This is a genomic window from Bartonella taylorii 8TBB (genome assembly GCF_902825155.1).
In the GTDB taxonomy this organism is placed as follows: domain Bacteria; phylum Pseudomonadota; class Alphaproteobacteria; order Rhizobiales; family Rhizobiaceae; genus Bartonella; species Bartonella taylorii_A.
On sequence record NZ_CADEAG010000003.1, the window covers coordinates 1 to 18,035 of the forward strand.

An 18,035-nucleotide genomic window follows, 5' to 3' on the forward strand; every position below is an offset into this window, starting at 1 on the left:
GCTTCTCTGTTTCATATTCAACATGCGCTGTAGAAATGGTAATTCCACGTGCACGCTCTTCTGGTGCCGCATCAATTTGGTCATACGCTTTAAATTCACCAAAATATTTCGTAATCGCTGCTGTTAATGAAGTCTTCCCATGATCAACGTGACCAATCGTACCAATGTTAACATGCGGCTTCGTACGTTCAAATTTGCTCTTTGCCATCGCCATCAATCTCTTGTTTTATTAGCACCTAGAAACAGAACTGCAGAACTGAATTAAGCTGAACAGCTACATCAGCCCGACCATTACAACTCTTGAAGACGGTAAAACCCGCCCACTTTAATGATGGAAATATTCTCCCATCATACTCACTCGCCCAATCACTAAAACTGTTTGGCACCAACAACTATTTGGAGCGGGTAGCGGGAATCGAACCCGCATATTCAGCTTGGAAGGCTGCTGCTCTACCATTGAGCTATACCCGCATACCACACAACTAACTCTCCTTCGATGAATGGTGGAGGGGGTTGGATTCGAACCAACGTAGCATACGCAACGGATTTACAGTCCGCCCCCTTTAACCACTCGGGCACCCCTCCATTACATCGGCAAAGTTGCGCGATAAGGCATCACTACAACCAAATCTTGACCACCTATTCAATCAAACCGGCTGCGAGGCGGTTATGCCGATTACTGTCGTATCTGTCAACAGAATAAACACGATTCTGTACAAATTTCCCGCTAATAATTTTAAATGACAGCTTTTTTCTATCCATTTCTGTTATTAAAAGAGTATAAAACACCTATGAAAGAAAAAATATCGCAAAATTCTCATTATGCTCGTTTACGTCGCCGATATCGCGATACAAAAAGCTTTTCTTCTCGTTCTGCCTCATGCCTGAAAAAAGCAGCTTCACCATTACAACAAGGAACAATCCGTCTTTATGGTATCCACGCAGTTCATGCTGCTTTAAAAAATCCAAAAAGAATTTTTAACGGTCTCTATGTTACATCAAACGCCTTAAAACGATTAAATATACCCGAATCAGATTTACCTTGTGCTGTTACATTATGCTCACCAAAACAACTTGATGCATTGGTTGGAAGTGATGCAGTGCATCAAGGTATTGTTGTGGAAACTACCCCCCTCAAACCATGTCAATTGTCTGAACTTACCAATACTGATCTTGTCATCGTAATGGATCAAATTACCGATCCACATAATGTCGGTGCTATTATGCGCTCCGCAGTTGCATTTAAAGCTGAAGCTCTCATCACCACATGTCGCCACTCCCCACAAGAAAGCGGTGTTCTCGCTAAAGCCGCTTCCGGAGCGTTGGAGCTGATTAATTATATTACTGTACGAAACCTCGCCGAAACACTCCACGAACTTCATAAAGCAGGTTTCATCAGCTTTGGACTCGATTCAGAAGGTGAATACCCTCTAGAAACAGCATTAACAGGGAGGAAAATTGCCCTTATTTTAGGAGCAGAAGGAAAAGGCTTACGTAAAAAAACACGGGAAACCGTTTGCGCATTAACACGCCTTGATATGCCTGGAAATATTAAATCATTAAATGTTTCAAACGCGGCCACAATAGCACTTTATGCGGCGCATAAATATCTTAGATCGTAGTTTGTAATTTTTTTCGCGAAATATCAAAAAAACCAATCAACAAAAAGCCTGAAAAGAAACCACCAATATGAGCCTCCCATGCTATTGAAACACCATCTCCTTCAAAGAGAAGAGATGAAATACCTATAATAAAATCAACACTCAGCCAGATACTCAGGTAAATAAGCACACTCCTTGAACACAGCGCTTTTTTAATAGACAATAAAGGGCTTAAAAATCTTTTATTCTGCGTCGTAGCCTCCAAATAGCTCAAAAGGAAATCATAACGTGCAATAGCGCCCATCATTCCAGACACTGCGCCCGACGCACCGACAAGTGATATTGCACTCTCTTGGTGAAATACAAAATAAGTCAAAACAGCTATAATAGCTGTTAATACCCAAAAAATTAAAAAACGAAAACCACCAATATGTCTTACCAAAGGAGACCCAAAAACCAAAAGCCAAGCCATGTTAATAGCAACATGTTTAAAACTACTATGCATAAAGGAATAACTAATAATCGTATAACAAAATGCTAAAGGTTCAGTCTTAAATAACACTGGTGTAAATGCAAATAAATCAAGACTTTCAATATAGAATTGATCAGAAAAAAGGTATTGAGAAACAAAATAAATACAAAAACAAAGTGCTATCAAAACAACTATAATAAATGGAATATTCAATAATGGTTCTTTAGGCTGCTCTGGAAAAAACGATCTATTATTATATTGGTGTTTGGCATTTTTCATTGTATAAAATCTCATACTTTCTTTAGAATTGACAGTGCTTTACAGTTTGGTAATTTAATAGTTGGCTTTTTATGAAAACCATCATAAATGTACAATAACCAATATGCCTTTTAAATACGCAAATAAAAACATCACTGCCCCTTTCTTCAGCATCTAATCACTCTCGTTTTAAAGTTTTCTTTAGCCTCTTAGGGGAGAATTATAAAATAAACAAAGAGAATGTTTTATTTCAATACATCATTTGTAAAAAATCATTGATGGGCTTGATTCTGAGAATCTTTTTTGCCTTGTTTGCAGTCTTTTAACCACACATCGTAGATAGGATGCTCTACAGCATTCAAGCCAGGGCTATCTGCAAACATCCACCCTATAAAAATACGTCGTACTTTTTTATCTAATGTAATTTCATTGACTTCAATAAAACCGGTTGTACGCGTTGGTTCATCCTTAGAGCTCGTATAACACGCGCGCGGCGTTACCTGCAAAGCACCATATCGATAAACTTCACCAAGAGAAACTTCAAAACGCGTAGTCCGACCAGTAATTTTATCGAGACCTGAAAAAACAGCAATTCCATTGCTCACACGCTCAGCCTGTACTCCAACAACTGAAAACAAAAATATTACAACTTCTATGAGAAAAAGACAAAAAAAACGCTTCAATCCTAACAGTAAAAAAGCTCTCATCACATCAAATCAATCACATCTAAAAATTCTATTTATAAAATAGTACACATAAGAAAAAACACACGCACGCATCAAAACATCTTATTTTTTAGGCGACCATGCATCATAATCTTTATACAAAAAAGGACGATCATCACTGTAAGAAATAGCACCCTTCGGACGATAGGCATCGCTTGTTCCTGTCATATTGGCAATGTGAGGCTTTTCCCATTCATAGGGCTGATAATCTTCCTGTGTTGGAGGGATATCACAGCGATGATGAATCCAACCATGCCAACCTGGTGGAATGGTAGAAGCTTCAGAATAATCTTTATAAATGACCCAACGGCGCGGATAACCATCCTTATGAGTGCCCCCTTCATAATAAACATTCCCAAACTGATCTTCCCCCATACGTTTACCTTTACGCCACGTAAAAAAGCGCGTATTTATGGTATTACCATTCCACCATGTAAAGATTTGCTTTAAAAAAATAGCCATCTTTTAGTCCATCTCTCTAAGTACCCTTGGGAAGTTAATCCTTAACAAAACTCCGCCCGTAAAGTCAATTATGTCTCCATTCGGTAAGCTTAGTTGTATTCCTCAATTATAAGAAATATCATATTTATGGACTTTCCTCTACCCCATAAAACTTAATCTATGCCGAGTTTCATCTTAACCAACTCATTAACAGTTTGAGGATTTGCCTTTCCACCTGTTGTTTTCATGACTTGTCCAACAAACCAACCAGCTAAAGCAGGTTTTTGTTTTGCTTGCGCAACTTTATCAGAATTATTAGCAACGATTTCATCAACAGCTTTCTCTATAGCCTTGATATCTGTTACCTGCTTCATATTGCGCTCTTCTACAATCTGACGTGGATTTCCACCTTCATTCCAAATAATTTCAAAGAGATCCTTAGCAATTTTTCCAGAAATAGTCCCCTCTTTGATAAGATCAATAATTTCTCCTAATTGATCTGGTGATACCGGCGTGTCTTCAATCTCACGATTGTCTTTATTTAAAGCGCCTAGAAGATCATTAATCACCCAATTGGCAACTGTTTTTCCATCACGCCCACGTGCGACTTTTTCAAAATAGTCAGCAATGGCTCTTTCTGTCACAAGGATAGAAGCATCGTACGCTGTCAATCCCATCTCCTTGATAAAACGTGCTTTTATATCATCAGGCAATTCAGGCAATTCAGCGACCAAAGAATCCACAAATGCTTGATCCAATTCCAAAGGCAAAAGATCAGGGTCAGGAAAATAACGATAATCATGCGCTTCTTCCTTTGAACGCATAGACCGCGTTTCACCTTTAGAAGCATCAAAAAGCCGAGTTTCCTGATCTATGACACCACCATCTTCTAAGATCGCAATTTGACGACGCGCCTCATATTCAATCGCTTGGCCAATAAAACGAATAGAATTAACATTTTTGATTTCACAGCGCGTTCCAAAACTTTCACCAGGGCGACGAACTGATACGTTAACATCTGCACGCATAGAACCTTCATCCATATTTCCATCGCAAGTCCCTAAATAACGAACAATTGTACGCAATTTTGTCATATAGGCTTTGGCTTCATCTGATGAACGCATATCTGGCTTAGAAACAATTTCCATAAGCGCGACACCTGAACGATTAAGATCCACAAAAGACATTGTTGGATGCTGATCATGCAACGATTTTCCTGCATCCTGCTCAAGATGCAACCTTTCAATCCCAACTTCAATATCCTCAAACTGGCCATTCGAATCTGGACCAACAGATACGATAATCCTCCCCTCTCCTACAATCGGATAGTGAAATTGGGAAATCTGATATCCCTGCGGTAAATCTGGATAAAAATAATTCTTACGATCGAAAACAGATCTCAGATTAATATGAGCCTTTAGTCCCAAACCAGTTCGAACTGCTTGACGAACACATTCCCTATTAAGAACAGGCAACATACCAGGCATCGCTGCATCAATAAGCGATACGTGATTGTTCGGCTCAGCACCAAATTTTGTTGACGCCCCTGAAAAAAGTTTTGAATTTGATATGATTTGCGCATGAACCTCCATACCAATGACAACCTCCCAATCACCTGTAATTCCAGAAATGAAACGTTTAGAATCAGGAGTACGCGTATCAACGATGTCCATTGCCAATCCACTATCAATGTTTTCTAAATACACCTGATGGCTAACCTAAAACCACTCTCAGTGCAAGCCTAGAATAGAAATCTTATAAAAAAGCCACAACTTCATCGGGCTTCTCTTTTTAGGGTAAATATTAATCTTTTTTAGGTGCCTTTTTCTTAGATGGAACTTTTTCTACGGTTTTTTTTACTGCAGATTTTTTCTTCTCTGGCTTTTTTTCTATTAAATCTGTTTCGTCATATTCCTTCATCAGCTCTTCAACCGTAACTTCTTTATCTGTGATTTTTATCCGTGCTAGCAAATGATCAATGACTTTCTCTTCAAAAATTGGGGCACGTAGATTTGCAACAGCTTCTGGAGTCTTACGGAAAAAATCCATAATCTCTTTTTCTTGTCCAGGATACTGACGCACCTGATCAAAAACTGCTGCTTTTAGCTCATCCTCACTTACTTTAACACCAACCTTCATTCCAATTTCAGAAAGCACTAAACCAAGACGAACACGACGCTGTGCAAGCACACGATATTCCTCCCGTGCCTGCTCCTCTGTAACACCTTCATCTTCAAAACTGCGACCAGCCTTTTTTAAATCGTCATTAACCTGAGCCCATATATTGTTAAATTCAATTTCTAAAAGTCCTTCAGGAATCTCAAAATCGTAATCAGCATCTAAAGCATCAAGAATTTGACGCTTAATTTTTTGACGTGTCATTGAACCATATTGATTTTCAATCTGCCCACGAACAACTTCACGTAAGCGATCTAGAGATTCTAAACCAACTTTCCGCGCTGCTTCATCATCAATCTTTAATTCATCCGGTTTAGAGATAGCCTTAACAGTGATATCAAACTCTGCATCCCGACCCGCCAAATGCACTGCATTGTAATTATCAGGAAATTTAACAGAAATTGTTTTCGTATCACCTACTTTCACACCAACCAACTGCTCCTCAAAGCCAGGAATAAATTGCTTTGATCCGAGAATCAGTTGCGCATCACTCTCTGTTCCACCCTCAAATGGCTCTCCCTCAAGTTTACCAAGATAATCTATTGTAACACGATCACCTTCTTCAGAAAAACCATCTTTTAGTGAATAATTCCGCGTGGAAGAAAGGACGCGCCTTACTTGATCATCAATCTCTTGTTCAGGAATAATTGCAATTTCACGAGTAATTTCAATATGTTCAAAGTCTTTAATTTCAAATTTTGGCAAAACTTCATACTTTAAACTAAAAACAAAATCGGTTTTGCCATCCAGAATTTGTTCATCTTCATTTATATCAATTTGCGGCTGCATCGCTGAACGTTCATTACGATCAGCTAAAACAGAATGGGGTACATCACTGATAATCTCATTGAGAATTTCTGCCATAAAAGACTTGCCGTACATTTTTCTTAGATATCCAGCAGGTACCTTACCAGGACGAAAACCCTTAAGCTTGATCTTGCCCTTGGTATCATCCAACCGTTCATTCAATTTTTTTTCTAAATCTCTCGCCGGAACCACGATCTTAATTTCGCGCTTCAGTCCTTCATTAAGCGTCTCGGTAACCTGCATAAATAACCTTCATTTTCCTGAGGAGAGGGATAATCCCACTCTGATAATAATTACATTCTAACACTTGAGTGTTAAATCACCATAAAGCAGAACTCTGAGCACATACATATCTATAGAGCTCAAGAAATCCCTTTGGTGCGGATGGAGGGACTCGAACCCCCATGGTCTCCCGCCAGAACCTAAATCTGGTGCGTCTACCAATTTCGCCACATCCGCTCAAACTTATAAGCCAATAACCTTACATAAGCGGCGTTTCTATAGCATTAATTAAAGAAAAAAAGCAAACAAATATATTAAAAATATTCCAGATACGTATTATTCCTAATAAATTGCAAAACAAAATCTATCCTTTTCATACAGAGTAGCTTCCGCTAAAAGCAGATTATGTTAAATACATTCAATACTCCAATCCATATCATCGGCGGCGGTCTTGCAGGCAGTGAAGCAAGCTGGCAAATTGCGCAATCAGGAATCCCCGTTATTTTACATGAAATGCGGCCCCAAAAAAAATCTGATGCCCATAAAACAGATATGCTTGCAGAACTGGTTTGTTCAAATTCATTCCGTTCCGATGATTCTTCAACAAATGCCGTAGGACTTTTACATACCGAAATGCGACTAGCAAAATCGCTGATTATGAAGGCTGCTGATACCAATAAAGTACCAGCAGGCAGCGCTCTTGCTGTTGACCGCGATGAATTTTCAAAAACCATTACAACAGCGCTTGAAAATCACCCTCTTATAACAATAGAACGTGAGGAAATTCGAGAATTTCCTGAGGATTGGCACCATATTATCATTGCAACTGGCCCCCTTACCTCACCAGCACTTGCTCAAACAATACAAGCAATAACTGGGACAGAATCTCTTTCTTTTTTTGATGCTATCGCGCCTATTGTCCATACCGATAGTATCGATTTGGATATTTGTTGGTATCAGTCTCGCTATGATAAAATTGGGCCTGAGGGGACAGGGAAGGATTACCTTAATTGCCCCCTCGATAAAGAACAGTATGAAGCATTCGTTCAAGCATTAAAAAATGCAGAAAAAATAGAATTCCGTGACTTTGAAAAAATACCCTATTTTGATGGATGCTTACCAATCGAAATTATGGCTGAACGCGGACTTGAAACCCTCAGACATGGTCCTATGAAACCCATGGGATTAACCAACACCCATAATCCCATAGTTAAACCATATGCCGTCGTTCAATTACGCCAAGACAATAAACTTGGAACGCTTTATAATATGGTTGGGTTTCAAACAAAGCTGAAATATGGAGAACAAGTTCGTATTTTTAGAATGATCCCCGGACTTGAAAAAGCGGAATACGCACGCCTTGGTGGACTTCACCGCAATACTTACCTTAACTCACCAGTTATTCTTGATCAAACCCTTCGTTTGAAACAAAAACCTCAATTGCGTTTTGCGGGACAAATTACGGGATGTGAAGGTTATGTAGAATCATCCGCGATAGGGCTTCTTGCTGGGCGTTTTGCTGCCGCTGAGTATAACCATAGCTGCCCTTGCCTACCGCCTCCAACTACAGCATTGGGAGCTCTTTTAAACCATATTACAGGCGGACACATCGTAATAGAAGAAACAGAAAGAAAATCCTTTCAACCAATGAATATCAATTTTGGACTTTTTCCACCTATTCCTTCTCTTCAGTACTCAGGAAAACGCTTGCCAAGCAAAGAAAAAAAAATCGCAAAAAAACAAGCTATAACTGCCAGAGCCTTAGATGATTGTATTCGGTGGCTAAAAGATGGAAAGCAAAATGGCTCTTAGATCAGTTGTCGTTTCCGATTTCCACGAAAGATGTACTTACCCTTCCAATCTGCTAAATAAATTTTATTATAACTCGACAAGATAACTTTAAGACTTGTTAATCATGCTGATTATCTGAACCAATAAATACCAATTCTACAGCCCATCATTTATCATTACAGTGTAAAGTCTGCATTTTTACTACAAAATAATGGTTATAAGAACAGATCCCAAATATGCTTCAATCATCAAAAAATTAATCAAGACACACGAGTAAGCAAGATAACATAAAAAAATATACCACATGCCCACATAATACAGACACCCGATCACTGCTATAGAGAGATCTTCTGCTATACAAAAACACTACCTTTCTCAACTTGAAAAAAATTAAAGGTATTCTCTCCTACATCACTCCCTGTATCCAAATGTTTTATATGAAATGCAAAATAAGCATATTTTATGCACACATTATCTCACGCACTTCCCAAAAACATCCTCAAAAACGCGTACATTATTTGGAAAAAATACATGATTTGAAGCAAACGCTTGCAAAAAATTTCACGTTAAAAGTACACACACAATACCTTTTAAAAAACCCGGTTATAAATAAACCGGGTTTTTTAAATGTGAAAAAAATTATTTTTTATTAACAGCTTCTTTAAGAGTTTTACCTGCAGAAAATTTTGGTACAGAACGCGCTGGAATATTTATTTCAGCCCCGGTTGAAGGATTACGCCCCTTTGTAGCAGCACGATGAGAAACTTCAAAAGAACCAAAACCTGGAAGACGAACATCTCCTCCTGAAGCTAAAGCCTCTGTTACAGAAGCGATAAAAGCATCAACAACAGAGCCAGCTTGCGCTTTCGAAACACCTGCCTTTTCAGCAACGGAACTAACCAATTCACTTTTATTCATAGAACATTTCCTTTCCCTATATTACCGGATAACACACTTAATCGTGTCGTCGGTCAGTTTATTGAAAAGTACAGCAAACAGAAGCCTTATTTTCATCCAAAACATTGTTTTTTTAGCAATAATCACAGTTATTCACGGAATTTTTTACTTTTTTTTCAAAAAAGTAAAAAAACAACCACGAAAATGCTTTCTGTCTCTTAGAAAATGCAACTACAAATGAGATAATGAATCAGTGCGCAATCTGTATTCCTTCACTATCGTTCTCTGTCCTGATAGATACAGGTACAGTAGGAGGCTCTGTCCATTCAATAGGTTCAGGGAAACGAACTAAAGCATGCTTAAGAACTTCGCTCACGTGATTTACTGGAATAATTTCCATGTTATTTTTGACGTCATCGGGAATATCAATCAAATCTTTTGCATTTTCTTCAGGAATAAGTACTCTTTTTATACCTCCTCGAAGAGCAGCCAGTAGTTTTTCTTTTAATCCACCAATCGGTAAAACACGTCCACGTAAAGTAATTTCGCCAGTCATTGCAATATCTTTATGTACCGCTATCCCTGTTAGCACCGAAACAATTGCCGTCACCATTGCAATCCCAGCTGATGGTCCATCTTTTGGTGTAGCACCCTCTGGAACATGAACATGGATATCACGTTTATCAAAAAGCGGAGGCTCAATACCAAAATCAACTGCACGAAACCGTACATAAGATGCTGCCGCTGAAATTGATTCCTTCATAATATCGCGCAAATTTCCAGTTACAGTCATCTTTCCCTTGCCTGACATCATAACCCCTTCAATGGTCAATAGCTCTCCACCAACTTCTGTCCATGCAAGCCCAGTAACAACACCAATTTGATTTTCTCCTTCAATCTGATTGTAGTGGTAACGCTTAACACCCAAGAAATCATTAATATTATCTTCTGTAATCTTTACAGATTTTTGATGTGTCTTAAGAATTTTTGTAACCGATTTACGGGCAATCTTCATTAATTCACGCTCAAGATTACGAACTCCTGCTTCACGTGTATAGAATTGAATAATAGATTTTATAGCACCATCAGAAACGTTGAACTCTTTTTTAGACAAACAATGGTCTTTTAATGCTTTTGGTAAAAGATGCTGTTTAACAATCTCCATTTTCTCAGATTCAGTATAGCCAGCAATACGAATAATTTCCATTCTATCCATTAACGGCCCTGGAATATTAAGCGTATTGGCAGTGGTAATAAACATTACATCAGAAAGATCATATTCGACTTCCAAATAGTGATCAATAAATGTACCATTTTGTTCAGGATCAAGCACCTCTAATAAAGCTGACGAAGGATCCCCACGGAAATCTTGCCCCATTTTGTCAATTTCATCAAGCAAGAAAAGCGGATTAGATTTTTTAGCTTTTTTCATAGACTGAATAATTTTTCCGGGCATAGAACCAATATATGTTCGGCGATGTCCACGAATTTCTGCTTCATCCCGCACCCCTCCTAATGAGATACGAACATATTCACGCCCCGTCGCTTTGGCAATAGAGCGAGCTAGTGATGTTTTTCCTACACCAGGAGGGCCCAGCAAACAAATAATCGGACCTTTTATCTTCGATGCTCGACTTTGTACTGCTAAATACTCAACAATTCGTTCCTTAACTTTTTCAAGACCAAAATGCTCATTATTCATGACTTTTTCAGCAAAGTCTAAATTGTTTTTAATCTTCGATTTTTTGCCCCAAGGCATTGCTAACAACCAATCAAGATAGTTACGTACAACTGTCGCCTCTGCAGACATGGGGGACATATTCCGTAACTTTCTCAATTCTGCCCCAGCCTTTTCATGCGCTTCCTTCGAAAGTTTTGTCTTCTTGATACGTTCTTCTAATTCAGAGAGCTCATCACGGCTATCATCACCCGCTCCTAACTCTTTCTGAATGGCCTTCATTTGCTCATTGAGATAATATTCCCTTTGGTTTTTTTCCATCTGCCGTTTAACATGCGAACGAATACGCTTTTCAACCTGTAAAACAGAAATTTCTCCTTCCATGAAAGAAAGAACACGTTCAAGACGCTTACGTACAGGTAATAGCTCCAATATTTCCTGCTTTTCTGAAAGTTTAATCATCAAATGGGAAGCAATAGTATCAGCAAGCTTAGAAGGATTATCAATCTGACTAATAGCATTAACAACTTCAGGAGAAATTTTTTTATTAAGTTTTACATAATTTTCAAAATAACCGATCACTGACCTTGAAAGAGCTTCAATCTCAACATCATTCTCTCTAGGCTCTTCTGTAACAGTTGCACAAGCCTGATGATAATCTTCACTCGCCATAAATTGGCTCATTTTTGCACGCGCCGTGCCTTCAACCAAAACTTTTACAGTTCCATCAGGAAGTTTTAAAAGTTGAAGAATGTTAGCAAGTGTACCTATATCATAAATATCTTCTGATTTTGGGTCATCATCAGAAGCATTTTTTTGCGTAACCAACAGTATCTGTTTATCAACCGCCATAGTTTCTTCAAGAGCACGAATTGATTTCTCGCGGCCCACAAAAAGTGGAACAATCATATGCGGGAAGACAACAATATCACGAAGAGGTAAAACAGCATAAAACCCCTCTCTTACTTCATCTGTTTTTTCACCAATATATTGCATAACTTTCCTTTCTTGAGCCTATGATCTATCCACTACACAAGCCCACCCTTAGAAAAAACCCCGGCGTTCCATAATACATGAAGTGGTAACTGCGAACGTATAAATCAAGAATCATAACTATAATATCCAGAAATACCCATCCTAAAATGAGGTTTATTACCACCTCTCATATTATACAACGTCATGCCGATACATTTTCTTTATCTTCTGCACGTTCTGAGTAAATGTAAAGAGGACGCGCTTTCTCATCAACAACGTCACTCGAAATGACCACTTTTTGAACGCCTTCAAGAGCAGGAAGCTCAAACATCGTTTCAAGAAGTATCTTCTCCATAATAGAACGTAAACCACGTGCACCGGTTTTACGCTCAATCGCCTTCTTAGCAATAACACGTAATGCATCTTCATGAAATGCTAACTCAACATTTTCCATCTCAAAAAGACGCTGATATTGTTTCACCAACGCATTTTTGGGTTGTGATAAAATTTGAACAAGGGCGTTAACATCTAAATCCTCTAAGGTAGCTACAATAGGAAGACGGCCAATAAACTCTGGTATCAAACCAAACTTTATAAGATCTTCAGGCTCTAAATCACGAAAAATTTCACCAACACAACGCTCGTCAGGTGCTTTAACGGTAGCAGAAAAACCAATAGAAGTTTTTTCACCACGTCCCGAAATAATCCGTTCCAACCCTGCAAAAGCACCTCCACAAATAAATAAAATATTTGTTGTATCAACCTGAAGAAACTCTTGTTGTGGATGCTTACGCCCTCCTTGAGGAGGAACAGAGGCAATTGTTCCTTCCATAATTTTTAACAATGCCTGCTGCACACCTTCTCCTGAAACATCTCTTGTAATAGAAGGATTGTCAGCTTTACGAGAAATTTTATCAACCTCATCAATATAAACAATACCACGCTGTGCACGTTCAACATTATAGTCAGCAGCTTGAAGAAGCTTTAGAATAATATTTTCAACATCTTCACCCACATATCCTGCCTCAGTCAAAGTGGTCGCATCAGCCATCGTAAAAGGTACGTCGATAATACGCGCCAATGTTTGTGCGAGATAAGTTTTACCGCACCCTGTTGGACCAACAAGCAGAATATTCGATTTTGCTAACTCAATATCATTGCTCTTAGACTGATGCGCAAGTCGCTTATAATGATTATGGACAGCAACAGAAAGAACACGCTTTGCATGTTGCTGACCAATAACGTAGTCATCAAGAACTGTTATAATTTCCTGTGGAGTAGGAACACCATCACGCGCCTTAATCCCAGAAGATTTATTTTCTTCACGAATAATATCCATGCAAAGCTCTACGCATTCATCACAAATGAATACCGTAGGCCCCGCGATGAGCTTACGCACCTCATGCTGACTTTTGCCGCAGAACGAGCAATAGAGAGTATTTTTTGATTCGCTCCCACTATTGCCAATTTTGCTCATTTCTCTTTCCTTTCACCACGCTATATGAATACTTTGTCTTTTCAAAGGAAGTTTCTCATAACGAAAACTAAAAGACATATAAAAAAACCTGCGTATCATAATACTCTTTAGGTGTTTTTCCGTTATTTTCGTGATACTCTTACAAAACTCTCTCTTTAAAGTAGCTCTTTTTTCTATAAAAACTCTTAATCTTTTTCAGTTTCTGCACGATATTGTATAACATCATCAACTAGGCCAAATTGCTTGGCCTCTTCCGCCGTCATAAAATGATCGCGATCGAGAGTTCTCTCAATGACCTCATAGTCCTGACCTGTATGCTGAACATAAATTTCATTTAAACGCTGTTTCATCTTTATAATATCTTGTGCATGCCGTTCAATATCTGAAGCCTGACCTTGAAAACCACCAGATGGTTGATGTACCATAATACGTGCATTCGGCAATGTAAAACGGTGACCTTTCGCTCCAGCCGTTAAAAGTAATGACCCCATAGACGCAGCTTGCCCCATGCAAAGTGTAGAAACAGGAGGGCGAATAAACTGCATAGTATCATAAATTGCCATACCGGATGTCACAACTCCACCAGGAGAATTAATATAAAGACTAATCTCTTTCTTAGGATTCTCAGCTTCCAAGAAAAGCAATTGTGCACAAACAAGCATTGCCATACCATCTTCAACCGGACCATTAATAAAAATAATCCGCTCTTTTAAAAGACGAGAAAAAATATCATAGGCCCGCTCACCGCGATTGGTTTGTTCAATAACCATAGGCACAAGGCTTAATGCTGTTTTTATTAGATCACTCATGTTTTTACTTTCCGTTCATATACAATCGCTCTTTACGCATTCAATGCTTTTCTCCATAGGCTAACAATACTCTCTTACGCAAGCTACAATCAATGTTCTTTAGGAAAAATTAAAATCCCAGTGGTTAAAATAGCAATAATAACTCTACCTGAAAAAATCATGCGCATGAGAAATACGAGATACTGCCCAATGATAAAAGCTTCCTTCCTGGGGTTTTTGAATGGTTTTTGTTTTTCTATGAATATGAAACCCTATCAAACGTGGATCTGCAAGTGGCTCAATACCAAAAGCTGAATCAAAAATGTATTCAGTTTTTCGCCCTGTCCAATAATAAAAAGTTTCCTTTTCTTTTGCCTCATGAAAAAAACCATATCGTTTAGCTAATCGCGAAATACCATCATTACCAAATATTGTAACTCCAAGACTTCCCGGTAAAATCGGCATCTTTTTCCTCTTTAACCAGAATGGCTTCCACACACGACGTTTAAACCCAAGCCAATCAGGAATCATTTCTGTGCCGGTCCAATAATCTTCAAACACTTTTATAATAGGGTTATCAGACGGAAGATAAAGTGCAGAGACACCTACTCTCATAGCATTTTCTTTTGCAAGCCAAACTTTATCCGCATCTGGATGAAATTGTTTAACCAAGTAAACATCTGTATCTAACCAAACACCTTGCTGATATTTCATCAACATAACACGAAAAAAATCCGAAAACTGAACAATTGTACATCCTAGTTTATCATCAAAAAAATTAGGATCAAGGCGATAAATTGCTGAACGTGGTAGAATTGATTCGGCATCACACAACTCAACACCAACAGGTAGATTTTCTATTTTTTTATCATAACTGAAAAGCTTAACGCGTTGCCCCGTTTTAACCATTGAGGATAAACAAAGTCTATCAACCAGTCTTAATTGTCCACTATACCAAAAAGTGCAAATATCCATAGGTAATATATCAAAAATATTCTAAACTTACACGAAATAGCTGCTCAACATCACGTACACATTCAGAAAGAGCAAAAATTACTATCCGATCACCAGACAAAATACGCGTATCTGCTGAAAGTTGTATTATTGTCTTGTTACGGTAGATTGCACCAATTCTTAAACCATCTGATAAATTAAGCTCTGACAATGATTTACCAACCAATGAAGACGTTTGCATAACTTCAGCCTCAATAATTTCTGCTCGTCCATTAAAAACTGAGTGAACAGCACGAATACGACCACGGCGCATTTGTTGCAAAATTCTCGATATAGTAACACTATGCGGATTAAGATATGCATCCACACCAACTGCACGGCTAAAGTCTTGATAAGCAACATTATTGATCAATACCATGTTAGCTTTGCATCCCAATCTTTTAGCAATAATAGCACTTAAGAGATTGACCTGATCTTGATTGGTCAATGTAATCATTAAATCGGCCTGATCAATTCCAGCATCCTGAAGAATCACTGGATCTAATACATTACCATATAAAACAGTCGTTTTTTCGAGTTGGTCAGCAATTGTTAGCGCTCTCTCTCTCTGCGATTCTATAATCTTCAATCTTAATTTATGGAGGCGCTTTTCAATAGCTTGAGCAACATAAAGACCAATATGACCACCCCCTGCAATAATCATGCGATGGGTATCTTGTTCTTTATGACCAAAAAGCCCAACTGCACGGCGCATCTGATCACGAGCGGCAACAAGATAGGTTACATCACCAACGCGTAATTGCGTCTCTGAGTGCGCAACCAATAATTCTGAACCACGCTTAATAGCGATAACCGTCGTACGAAGATCTGGAAAAAGCTCTGTTAATTGACGCAAAGGTGTATTAATAACTGGACAATCTTCCATACACTCCAAGGCTAACGTAACGATATCATCATTACAAAAATAAAGAACATCTATTGCACCAGGTAAAGCAATACGACGTAGAACCATTTCCCCAACTTCAACTTCTGGCGAAATAACCACATCAATGGGAATATTCTCTCTAGAAAAAAGCGTTTTATAACGTGGTTCTAAATAAGATTGCGAACGAATACGTGCTATTTTTGTTGGAACATTAAATAATGAGTGTGCCACTTGGCAAGCCACCATATTGACTTCATCAAATAAAGTTACTGCAATCAACATATCAGCTTTGTCTGCATCAGCAGCCAAAAGAACTTCAGGACGTGAACCGTGACCTACAAAACCTCTAACATCCAATGTGTCGCGAATTTTTTCAATCAATCTCGTTTCAATATCAATAACAGTAACATCATGATTTTCAGCAGCAAGACGCTCTGCTATTCCATAACCAACCTGTCCTGCTCCGCAAATAATAACACGCATAATCTTAAGAAACCCCAAGCGCTTTCAGCTTACGGTGTAAGGCTGAACGCTCCATACCTATAAATTCAGCTGTACGCGATATATTTCCACCCAAACGACCAATCTGCGCTACTAAATACCTCTTTTCAAACAATTCCCGTGCTTCACGCAACGGTAAATCCATTATATTCTCATCTGCATCCATTTGAATACGTGGCAGAGAATCGCTCACTTCACTAGGGAGAAACTCCGCTGTTATTGGGCCATCACCATCACGCACAAGAATGAGAAGACGTTCAATATTATTGCGTAATTGCCTTACATTACCCGGCCAAGCGTGTGTTTGTAAAATAGATATAACATCATCACTGATTTCACGCGGCTTAATACCAACCTGCTGCGATATTGTTTTCACAAAATGATGCACAAGTTCCGGAATGTCTTCACGACGCGCTGAAAGTGGTGGAACAGTAATGGGAACAACCGAAAGACGGTGGAAAAGATCCTCCCTAAAACGCCCGTCAGAAATGAGGTTTTCAAGATTTTGCGCCGTTGAAGAAATGATACGAACATCCACCTTGACACGTTTTGTGCCGCCCACTCTCTCAAATGTTTGCCCCGTCAACACCCGAAGAATCTTACCTTGAGTCTCACGTGGCATATCAGCAATTTCATCAAGATATAATATTCCACCATGGGCTTCCTCTAATGCGCCGATCTTGCGCTCGCCCCCTTCCATTTCGTTGCCAAACAATTCTATCTCCATTCTTTCCGGAGTAATCGTTGCAGCATTTATTGTAACAAATGGTCCATTTGAACGCGTTGAAAGCGCGTGAATAGCACGTGCAACCATTTCTTTTCCCGCTCCAGAAGGACCTGTAATCATAACACGGCTATTAGTTGGTGCCACTTTTTCTATGATTTGGCGCAAATGTTTTATAACGGTTGATGTTCCGAGCAGTTCCAATGTTTCACTCGAGCGCTTTCGTAACTCTAAAAGCTCACGTTTTAAATTCGAGTTTTCAAGAGTCCGTTCCGCAACCAATACAAGCCGATCAGTTTTAAAAGGTTTTTCAATGAAATCATATGCCCCTCGTTTTATAGCAGAAACAGCCGTCTCAATATTACCATGACCAGAGATCATGACCACCGGAAGGGCAGGGTATCGCGTTTTGATTTCGTCAAGCAGCGCTAAACCATCGAGACGACTTCCTTGTAACCAAATATCTAAAAAGATGAGCTTTGGAATACGCTCATTAATTTGTGCTAAGGCTTCATCAGAGTTACAGGCAACACGCGTTTCATAACCTTCATCATTCAAAATACCAGCAACAAGATCACGAATATCTGCTTCATCATCAACAATTAAGATATCTGATACCAT

Annotated in this window: 15 protein-coding genes and 3 tRNA genes; 2 read left to right on the forward strand and 16 right to left on the reverse strand. The window is 38.8% G+C overall.

The genetic code is table 11. The features are described from left to right. The 3 genes from J7R13_RS03195 to J7R13_RS03205 form a co-directional block, all read right to left on the reverse strand. On the reverse strand, window positions 1–208 hold a 208-nt coding region (locus J7R13_RS03195; RefSeq protein WP_246786262.1), incomplete at its 3' end, for a GTP-binding protein. Window positions 209–397: 189 nt separating this feature from the next. Beyond that, window positions 398–471, reverse strand: a tRNA-Gly gene (locus J7R13_RS03200). Between the two features lie 30 nt (window positions 472–501). Then, window positions 502–585, reverse strand: a tRNA-Tyr gene (locus tag J7R13_RS03205). Between the two features lie 206 nt (window positions 586–791). On the opposite strand from J7R13_RS03205, the gene J7R13_RS03210 reads away from it, so the two are divergent. After that, the gene (locus J7R13_RS03210; protein WP_208437447.1) at window positions 792–1,622 is read left to right on the forward strand and encodes a TrmH family RNA methyltransferase; all 831 of its coding nucleotides are present in this window, start codon (window positions 792–794) and stop codon (window positions 1,620–1,622) included. Here J7R13_RS03210 and J7R13_RS03215 read toward each other — a convergent pair. From J7R13_RS03215 to J7R13_RS03240, 6 genes are all read right to left on the reverse strand, one after another. Further along, window positions 1,612–2,352: a rhomboid family intramembrane serine protease gene (locus tag J7R13_RS03215; RefSeq protein WP_208437448.1), complete on the reverse strand. Its 741-nt coding sequence runs from the start codon at window positions 2,350–2,352 to the stop codon at window positions 1,612–1,614. The genes J7R13_RS03210 and J7R13_RS03215 overlap by 11 nt on opposite strands. A gap of 251 nt (window positions 2,353–2,603) precedes the next feature. Next, window positions 2,604–3,038 (reverse strand): DUF2155 domain-containing protein, encoded by a 435-nt coding sequence (locus J7R13_RS03220; protein WP_208437593.1) that lies wholly within the window; start codon window positions 3,036–3,038, stop codon window positions 2,604–2,606. A gap of 81 nt (window positions 3,039–3,119) precedes the next feature. Further along, window positions 3,120–3,518 (reverse strand): NADH:ubiquinone oxidoreductase subunit NDUFA12, encoded by a 399-nt coding sequence (locus J7R13_RS03225; RefSeq protein ID WP_208437449.1) that lies wholly within the window; start codon window positions 3,516–3,518, stop codon window positions 3,120–3,122. 152 nt (window positions 3,519–3,670) lie between these two features. Next, a complete protein-coding gene (gene gatB / locus J7R13_RS03230; protein ID WP_208437594.1) occupies window positions 3,671–5,170 on the reverse strand; it encodes an Asp-tRNA(Asn)/Glu-tRNA(Gln) amidotransferase subunit GatB in 1,500 nt (499 codons plus the stop codon). Window positions 5,171–5,300: 130 nt separating this feature from the next. Further along, window positions 5,301–6,725 carry a trigger factor gene (gene tig, locus J7R13_RS03235; RefSeq protein WP_208437450.1) on the reverse strand — a complete coding sequence of 475 codons (1,425 nt, stop codon included), beginning with the start codon at window positions 6,723–6,725 and terminating at the stop codon, window positions 5,301–5,303. 133 nt (window positions 6,726–6,858) lie between these two features. Next, window positions 6,859–6,941: transfer RNA gene (locus J7R13_RS03240), tRNA-Leu, on the reverse strand. A gap of 168 nt (window positions 6,942–7,109) precedes the next feature. Between J7R13_RS03240 and trmFO the strand changes: the two genes are divergently transcribed. Then, entirely contained in the window at window positions 7,110–8,516 is a 1,407-nt protein-coding gene (gene trmFO / locus J7R13_RS03245) for a methylenetetrahydrofolate--tRNA-(uracil(54)-C(5))-methyltransferase (FADH(2)-oxidizing) TrmFO (protein WP_208437451.1), read from the forward strand. Between the two features lie 618 nt (window positions 8,517–9,134). On the opposite strand, the gene J7R13_RS03250 is transcribed toward trmFO, so the two are convergent. The 7 genes from J7R13_RS03250 to ntrX form a co-directional block, all read right to left on the reverse strand. Next, the gene (locus J7R13_RS03250) at window positions 9,135–9,413 is read right to left on the reverse strand and encodes an HU family DNA-binding protein (RefSeq protein ID WP_004860173.1); all 279 of its coding nucleotides are present in this window, start codon (window positions 9,411–9,413) and stop codon (window positions 9,135–9,137) included. Window positions 9,414–9,642: 229 nt separating this feature from the next. Beyond that, complete coding sequence (lon, locus tag J7R13_RS03255) at window positions 9,643–12,066, reverse strand: endopeptidase La (RefSeq protein WP_208437452.1); 2,424 nt, start codon at window positions 12,064–12,066, stop codon at window positions 9,643–9,645. Window positions 12,067–12,247: 181 nt separating this feature from the next. Beyond that, window positions 12,248–13,522, reverse strand: a complete 1,275-nt coding sequence (gene clpX, locus J7R13_RS03260) for an ATP-dependent Clp protease ATP-binding subunit ClpX (RefSeq protein ID WP_004860176.1) — start codon at window positions 13,520–13,522, stop codon at window positions 12,248–12,250. A gap of 185 nt (window positions 13,523–13,707) precedes the next feature. Beyond that, complete coding sequence (gene clpP, locus J7R13_RS03265; protein WP_208437453.1) at window positions 13,708–14,331, reverse strand: ATP-dependent Clp endopeptidase proteolytic subunit ClpP; 624 nt, start codon at window positions 14,329–14,331, stop codon at window positions 13,708–13,710. A 144-nt stretch (window positions 14,332–14,475) separates the two neighbouring features. Then, window positions 14,476–15,285 (reverse strand): glycosyltransferase family 32 protein, encoded by an 810-nt coding sequence (locus J7R13_RS03270; RefSeq protein ID WP_208437454.1) that lies wholly within the window; start codon window positions 15,283–15,285, stop codon window positions 14,476–14,478. Window positions 15,286–15,295: 10 nt separating this feature from the next. After that, complete coding sequence (gene trkA / locus J7R13_RS03275) at window positions 15,296–16,672, reverse strand: Trk system potassium transporter TrkA (protein WP_208437455.1); 1,377 nt, start codon at window positions 16,670–16,672, stop codon at window positions 15,296–15,298. Window positions 16,673–16,676: 4 nt separating this feature from the next. Continuing rightward, the gene (ntrX, locus tag J7R13_RS03280) at window positions 16,677–18,035 is read right to left on the reverse strand and encodes a nitrogen assimilation response regulator NtrX (protein ID WP_004860182.1); all 1,359 of its coding nucleotides are present in this window, start codon (window positions 18,033–18,035) and stop codon (window positions 16,677–16,679) included.